At 64.6% G+C, this 7,521-nt stretch carries 7 protein-coding genes; 5 read left to right on the forward strand and 2 right to left on the reverse strand.

Going from position 1 to position 7,521, the window contains the following annotated elements; all coding sequences use genetic code 11:
- The first annotated feature begins 32 nt into the window (after positions 1-32).
- From fae to ACYOEI_RS06435, 3 genes are all read left to right on the forward strand, one after another.
- Positions 33-536, forward strand: coding sequence for a formaldehyde-activating enzyme (gene fae / locus ACYOEI_RS06425; protein WP_462848521.1), 504 nt, complete (start codon positions 33-35; stop codon positions 534-536).
- A 140-nt stretch (positions 537-676) separates the two neighbouring features.
- A complete protein-coding gene (locus tag ACYOEI_RS06430; protein ID WP_462848539.1) occupies positions 677-1,552 on the forward strand; it encodes an NAD(P)-dependent methylenetetrahydromethanopterin dehydrogenase in 876 nt (291 codons plus the stop codon).
- Between the two features lie 3 nt (positions 1,553-1,555).
- On the forward strand, positions 1,556-2,557 hold the full coding sequence (locus ACYOEI_RS06435) for a DUF1464 family protein (protein WP_462848522.1): 1,002 nt from the start codon (positions 1,556-1,558) through the stop codon (positions 2,555-2,557).
- Positions 2,558-2,659: 102 nt separating this feature from the next.
- Here ACYOEI_RS06435 and ACYOEI_RS06440 read toward each other — a convergent pair whose 3' ends face one another.
- Entirely contained in the window at positions 2,660-3,580 is a 921-nt protein-coding gene (locus tag ACYOEI_RS06440) for a PP2C family protein-serine/threonine phosphatase (protein WP_462848523.1), read from the reverse strand.
- A gap of 306 nt (positions 3,581-3,886) precedes the next feature.
- Here ACYOEI_RS06440 and ACYOEI_RS06445 point away from each other — a divergent pair, with 306 nt between their 5' ends.
- Positions 3,887-4,954, forward strand: a complete 1,068-nt coding sequence (locus ACYOEI_RS06445) for a nitrilase-related carbon-nitrogen hydrolase (protein WP_462848524.1) — start codon at positions 3,887-3,889, stop codon at positions 4,952-4,954.
- A 166-nt stretch (positions 4,955-5,120) separates the two neighbouring features.
- Here ACYOEI_RS06445 and gntH read toward each other — a convergent pair whose 3' ends face one another.
- Positions 5,121-6,371 (reverse strand): guanitoxin biosynthesis MBL fold metallo-hydrolase GntH, encoded by a 1,251-nt coding sequence (gntH, locus tag ACYOEI_RS06450; protein WP_462848525.1) that lies wholly within the window; start codon positions 6,369-6,371, stop codon positions 5,121-5,123.
- 312 nt (positions 6,372-6,683) lie between these two features.
- Between gntH and ACYOEI_RS06455 the strand changes: the two genes are divergently transcribed.
- Positions 6,684-7,361: a copper homeostasis protein CutC gene (locus ACYOEI_RS06455; RefSeq protein ID WP_462848526.1), complete on the forward strand. Its 678-nt coding sequence runs from the start codon at positions 6,684-6,686 to the stop codon at positions 7,359-7,361.
- The last annotated feature ends 160 nt before the right edge of the window (positions 7,362-7,521 follow it).

Below are 7,521 nucleotides of genomic sequence, written 5' to 3' on the forward strand. Positions count from 1 at the left end.
ATCCTTTTCGTTGAGATTTGGAGACGACTCCCATGGCGAGCGATTTTACGATGAAGATCGGCGAGGCCCTTTCCGGCGACGGCAACGAGATCGCCCACATCGACCTCCTGATCGGCACCAAGACGGGCCCTGTCGGCGCAGCGTTCGCCAACGCACTTTCGAACCAGTCCGCGGGCCACACCAACCTGCTCGCCGTCCTGTCGCCGAACGTGCTCGCCAAGCCCGCCACGGTCATGATCACCAAGGTCACGATCAAGGGGATGAAGCAGGCCGTCCAGATGTTCGGCCCCGCCCAGTACGCGGTCGCCAAGGCCGTGGCCGACAGCGTCGGTGACGGCACGATCCCCAAGGATCAGGCCGAGAGCCTCGTGATCGTCTGCGGCGTGTTCATCCACCCGGGCGCCGAGGACAATGCCAAGATCCTCAAGTACAACTACGACGCGACCAAGGCCGCGATCGCGAACGCCATGAAGGACCTGCCCTCGATCGACGAGATCACCGCCCAGAAGGATACGGTCAAGCACCCGTTCGCTTGAGCCGACTCAACCAGGTCGTCGGGGCCGACGAACCGACGTGTTCGGCGGCTCCGCGGCTGATCCCTGCGTTTTTGCAAGTGAGATGGCGGGGCACAAGTCGCATACCTTGCATGCAGGCCTCGAGATTCGAGCGGATGAGCATGCCCAGTACCAAGCCGACGATCCTGATCCAGCTCGACACCGACCCGCAGCCCAGCGTCTTCGACGCCGTCGTGGCGGCCGATGCCGGAGTCGACCACCTCTTTCGCCACGCCGGGATCCGACCCGAAGCGGTCCGAGACCTGGTCTACGGTGCCCTCTTCACCCGAGGTGCTGACGACCTGCACCGAACCGCGATCTTCGTCGGCGGGTCCGACGTCCTCGCCGGCGAGGCGGTGCTCAATGCGGTCACCAAGACCTTCTTCGCCAACTTCCGCGTGTCGGTCCTCTTCGACGCCAACGGCTGCAACACGACCGCCGCCGCCGCCGTCCTGGCCGCCGTGGAAGGAATGGGCGGCTCGCTCGCAGGGGTGAACGCGGCGGTGCTGGGCGGGACCGGTCCGGTGGGCCAACGCGTGGGGCGCTTGCTGAGCCGCCTCGGCGCCTCGGTCTCGCTTGGCTCCCGAACCCTCGACCGGGCCCGGAAGACTGCACACGCCTTGCAGGAAGCGACCGGGAGGCCCTTCACGGCGTTCGGGACGTCCGACCCTGATGCCCTATCGAAGGGGCTCGCCGGGGCCGCCGTCATCATTGCCGCGGGGGCTGCGGGGGCCCAACTTCTCTCCGAGTCCACACGTCGTTCCCTGCCCGAATTGAAGGTCGTCATCGACCTGAATGCGGTCCCTCCCCTCGGCATCGAAGGCGTGAACGCCACCGACAAGGGGGCCGATCGCGACGGCGTACGTGCCTGGGGAGCCCTCGGCGTCGGCGGGACCAAGATGAAGATCCACCGCAAAGCCCTCGCCGCTCTCTTCACTTCCAACGATAAGATCCTCGACGCTGAAGAGGTCCTGACGCTCGGCCAGAACCCGGAGTAACCCTTGGCGCGAGTCGTCGGCAGCGACCCGGGGACGAGTAGCCTGGACCTCCTGCTCCTCGAGGATGGAAAGGTCGCAGGACAGGCTCGACTCACCCCCCAGGCACTCCGCGACGACCCCGAAGCATTGGTCAGAACCCTCCGATCGTTCGAACCCTTCGAGCTAATCGCCGGCCCTTCGGGATACGGGGTTCCGCTGGTCCGGGCGAGCGAGTTGACCGACGCCGACCTCGAGCAGATGTCCCTGGTGCGGAGCGACCAGCGCGGGGGAGACCAGGGCGTCGTCGGGTTTCGATCGTGGGTCCGTGCCCTGGTCAGCAGCGGCCTTCCGACGGTCTTCCTGCCGGGCGGGATCCATCTCCCGACGATCCCCTCCCACCGCAAGGTCAATGCGATCGACATGGGGACCCCCGACAAGGTCGCCGTCGCCGCGCTCGCGGCTTCGATCGACGCCGAAGTCGAAGGGCGAAGGCTCGGCAATTCCACGTTCGCAGTCGCCGAGATCGGGTCGGTCTTCACGGCGCTCATGGTCGTCGAGAATGGCCGACTCGTCGACGCTTCGGCCGGCTCTCGAGGCCCGATCGGGATAGGCTCGGGCGGCTTCTGGGACGGCGAGGCTGCCTACTGGCGAGGGCCCCTCTCCAAGAACGACCTGTTCCGCGGCGGGTTCCGCGACCTCGGCGACCTGGCCGTGGACGCGTTCCGCGAGTCGCTCATCAGGCACGTCGCCGGGCTCAAGGCCGTCACGCCCTTCGAGCGGATCTACCTCTCGGGGGCCTCGGCCGACCGGCCCGAGATCGCCGCGTTGGCCTCGGAAGCCCTCGGCCGGTTCGGGTCAGTGATCTCCCTCCCCTCGCTCCCGGGAGCCTGGGTCAAGCACGCGGCGCAAGGGGCGGCCCTCCTCGCCGATGGGCTCGCGGGCGGACGCCACGCCAATCTCGTCGAATCCTTCCGCATCCGCGAGGCGTCGGGAGCGGTGTGGGACTGGCTTCGTCCCCGAAAATGAGGGGAAGGCTCTTCACCACAAAGGCATAAAGAATTCAAAGAAAGAGATTCAATTTTTTATTCTCCTTTGTACCTTTTTAAATGACTATCCCCTACCTAAACACTATGATTTATCGATGACTTGATACTGTGCGAGGATGACGGTGACGTTGTCATTGCCACCGTGCTTGAGGGCGCGGGCGACGAGGGCTTCGGCATTCTGTCCGGGGTCTCGGCTGAGTCGCAGGATTGCCGCGATGTCGTGATCCTCGACCATCCCGGTGAGGCCGTCGGTGCAGAGCAGGAGGCGGTCGCCATCGCGGAGGGAGATCGTCGCGACTTCGGGCTCGATGCCACCTTGAGGGCCGCCGGCGACGTTGGTCAGGATGTGCCGGACCGCCAGGGTGCGGGCATCGTCCGGGGGAAGTCCCGCGAGGTCGACGAGGCTCTGGGCGAGGGTATGGTCGCGGGTGAGTTGGCGGAGTTCGTCGTCGCGAAAGAGATACGCCCGAGAATCCCCCGCGTGGACGATGAAAGCGTCGGCGCCCACGGTGTAGGCGACCGTCAGGGTCGTCCCCATCCCGGAGAGTTCCGGGTCGACCTTCGTCTGCTCGATCAGGGCCTCGTCAACCTTGTGGAAGTATTGTTGAAGCCGGTCGATGAGGCGTCGGGCCTGTTCGTCGTCGATCTTCAGGGTCCAGTTCGGCGACTCGAGGACGAGCGAGACCCCGGTCCGGATCGCCATGAGGCTGGCCATCTCGCCGGCGGCCATGCCCCCCATCCCGTCGGCGACGACCATCCCGTACGCGACGTCCTCGGTCTCGGCGGGCAGTTCTCCGTCGGGCAGGCTCGTCTGGAGGACCCGGAAGGAGCGGCCGATCTTCGTGATCAGGAAGTGGTCCTCGTTCTTCGTGCGGACGTTTCCGATGTGCGACTTCGCGCCGAACTCGACGGTCACGGCTCGTTTGACCGGCTCTGAGCTTCCCCCGTCGGCATCCTCAGGGCTCGGGAATTCCGCCGTTTCCGCGTTCGTGGGATCAGACACGTTGCATACCTCGATCGGGGCGACCGCACTCGTCAGGGTTGAGGCCGAGTTCTCGAGGCAACGATAGCACGTCCCGTCGCGAGCGGTCGATGTCCGTTGAGGTAACGTCCTGGATTGTCAGCATTTCGAAAGAATTGGGTGTCCACCCCGAATCCGACGGATTCGCCCCCCTGCCCTCCATCGACTCAAGGGGAAGAGGCCGCCGAGGCCGGCTTCCGCCGAACGTCGACACCGTCATTCCTCCGTGCGAGAATCGAGGCCGGACGCGAACGGTCGTGACTCTCGGGGTTCGGAACGAGGCGAGCGATGCCGATTGAACCGTACAACGCGGTAGGGTTGATCCCGACGTTCTGGGGGATCCGATCACGAGCTGATATCGCGAAAAACCTCGAGCATCTCGAGCATCTCACGAAGGCTGCCTTCTGGATGTCGAACCTCGACATCCCCGTGCGGCTCCTTGCGATCCCCGAGGGTGCCCTTCAAGGGTTCAACGACGAGATCTTCGACGTCGACCATGCCGAGTTCACCCGGACCTGTGCCATCGACATCCCCGGCCCGGAGACCGATCGGCTGGGCCGGCTCGCGCGAGAGTATGGCGTGTTCCTCATGGCCCAGGCGAAAGCCCGGCATGAGGAATGGCCCGACCGGTTCTTCAACGTCGGCTTCGTGATCGACCCCGACGGTTCCGTGATCCTCAAGCACTACAAGATCTCGGCACTCTTGCCTTGCGAGCGCTCCGTCTCGCCGCACGACCTCTTCGACTGGTGGCTCGAACGTTACGGGCGGACGCTCCAGGCCTTCTGGCCGGTCGTCGACACACCGATCGGCCGACTCGGCGTCATGATGGCGATGGAAGGCAACTACCCCGAAAACGGTCGAGGGCTGGCCATGAACGGCGCCGAGGTCGTCTACCGTGCCTCCTTGCCCGGCCCCTTCACGCAGAATGATATCTTCGAGATCTCCAACCGCGCCCGAGCTCTTGAAAACAACCTGTACATCGTCGCCCCGAACATCGGCGGCTGCTACCTCGAGCCGGGGGGCGAGGCGCCGATCGACGCGGGGAGCGGCCAGTCGATGATCGTCGACTACAAAGGGGCGATCGTCGGCAAGCAGCGCGACACCAACAATTCCACCTATGTCAGCGGCGTCATCAACATCGAGGCCCTGCGGCATCACCGGGCGAACGCCCAGGTCACCAACTGGTTGAAGGACGTCCGCACCGAGATGGCCCAGCTCATCTACGAACGCCCGCTCTATCCCAGGAATCGCTACATCGACCATATCCCCGGCAAACACGCCGAATACAAGCGGGACGTGCTCGAACGCCAAGTCGCCCTGATGCAAGAGCTCGGCATCTGGAAGGCCCCTTCCTAAAAGCCACTCCGGCCTCTCGATTGGTCATCGGCGGGACCGGATTCACAATAAAGGCACAAAGTTTTAAAAATATTCCAAAACCCTAATTTCACCTCTACTTGCATCTTCCTTTGTGTCCTTGTGCCTTTGTGGTGAATCCAGCCCCTGCCCTAAAGCGTCGCACGACCTACTCCAGGCCGTTCTCCTTTTTGAATGCGTCGATCATCGGGCTGAGCTCCTTGCTCACGTCGATGCGGCCCTGATCGACGAACGGCGAGAATGGGGTTCGGAGCTTGGCATCGGGCTGGTCCGGGGGAGAGAGGGGCTCGGCGGGCCAGGCGTCGGGGTTTGCGATGATCTCGCGGACCCGGATCTCGTCCTTGGTGACGTTCCAGACGAGCATGTCGGTGGCCATCGTCAACGGCCCCTGGTAGGTCCGGCGGATCCCCTCGTACAAGGGGAACCGGATGTCGAAGTCGTTGAAGAAGTGGTAGGCAACCGCCATCCTCGGCTTGATCTCCTCCATCACGAGGCCGAACGCCGCGGGGGCGGTATGAACCGAGGTCGCCACGTTGAGGGCCGACTGGGCGCTCAGGCGCTGCTTGGCCATCAGCAATGGAGGTGTCAGGAAGCATTCGTGGATCGCCAGGTCGGCTCCTTTCGCATACCTGGCGAACCAGCGGTTGGGGACCGTGTCGCCCCCGAAGACGAACTTGAGGCCCTTCCACTCCAGCGAGTAGCTCACGGGGCCGTCGAGCGCGTGGATCGCGGGCCAGCTCCGCACGGTCACGCCGTTCCGCTGATAGACGACCTCGTTCTCCTGGCGGTAGTCGAATTCGTGAACATCGAGTTGACCACCCCCCGCGGGGATGACGCCCAGGCGACCCTGGTAGTCCCAACGGAATGCGTCCTTGAGCTTCTCGACGAAGTGTCGCGTGCCGAGTTCGGCGGCCTGGCCACTGGGGCCCCAAACGTGGAGGGCGCCGTGGCGTCCCCCGACCCAACCGCCCACCCAGAGCGAGGCGAGGTCCCCGACATGATCGGCGTGCAGATGGCTGACGAAAAGCTTGTCGAGCGAGTCGAACGGAATCTCCAGCGATCCAAGGTTCGCCGCCGAGCCGGTCCCGAGGTCGAAGAGGAACTTGTCGCCGTTCCCGAGCTCGACCAGGAAGCAACTCGCCGCCTGCGACCTCCGGGGCGTCGGCATCCCCGTCCCGCACGCGAGCACGCGCATCTCGTCGGGCCCGAGCGTCTCCGTGTTCGGGAAATATCGGCCGAGCCCCTGCCCTCCCGAACCGGGTTTCGCCGCGTCCGAGTTTTTGCGCGAGGCCGTCGTGCGGGTCGCATCGGGCTCCGCGTCACGAGTCCTTGCGAGCGCGACCATCGCGCCAAGGACGAAGAGCGTCACGAGGGTCGGTCCTGGCTTCAAACGGATCACAGGCTGTCTCTCCCCATATTCGGACAACGACTCAAAGCATAATTGAATGAGACACGAGGCACCCAGGTGGCCGAGCCGCCAACGGGCGGCGACCCCGACCCCCCGGGCGACCCGACCGATCAGGCGAAAAGGTCTTAATTGATTTGTGCCACTTGTACCGAGCTTCCTCTCCTACCGCAATCCAACCGACCGTAGCGCGATCCCATGGCGACGAGCACGACGGGTTTTCCTGGCGGGTTAGACGCGTCGGTGGCCTGCGAGTATGGTTGAAGGGGAAACGGACAGGGTCGTCGTACACCATCGAGATCACTGATGAGCGTTGCCGTCGAAATCTGTGTGGCGGGTGTGGAATCCGCGCTGGCTGCGGGCGAAGGGGGTGCGGACCGCGTCGAGCTGTGCGAATACCTCGCCGTCGGCGGGATCACCCCGAGTGCCGGCGCGATCAAGGCCGCGTGCGCGAAGCTCACGATCCCCGTTCATGTGCTCATTCGACCGCGAGGGGGGCACTTCCGCGCCTCGGATCTCGAGATGGAGATCATGCAGGAGGATATCGCGATGGCCCGGTCGCTCGGGGCCGCGGGGGTGGTCTTCGGGGTACTCGACGCGACCGAGGCCGTGGATCGCGACAGGACCGCAAGGCTCGTCGAGGCGGCCCGTCCGCTCTCGGTCACGTTCCACAAGGCCTTCGATGAGTGCCCGGAGCCCGAACAGGCGCTTGAGACGCTCGTCGAGCTCGGCGTCGAGCGGATCCTAACGTCCGGCCGGCAGGCGTCGGCTATCGCCGGGATCGACCTCCTCACGCGGCTGACGAGACAGGCACGCGGGAGGGTCGTCGTCATGGCGGGAGGGGCGATCAACGAGGGAGACGCCGCGACGCTCGTCCAGGCTGGGATCCGGGAGATCCACATCGGTTCGAGCGTCTGCGATAGGGGCGTCACGAGGGCTGCGAAGGTCCGGAGTGCGATCGAGGTCGTCCGATCACACGACTAGGGGAACGTCTGCCGCGGACCGGCTTAATTGCAAGGAGCTCAACGACCGTCGACTCGTCCATGTCCGACCCGAAATCCGGTCTAATATAAAGATTTAGGAGTTAGTGTCCCATTTTGACACGAGAACGGGATGTGGAATGGGTGGCCGGGTCGGAGCGCAG

It is taken from the genome of Singulisphaera rosea, assembly GCF_054877945.1.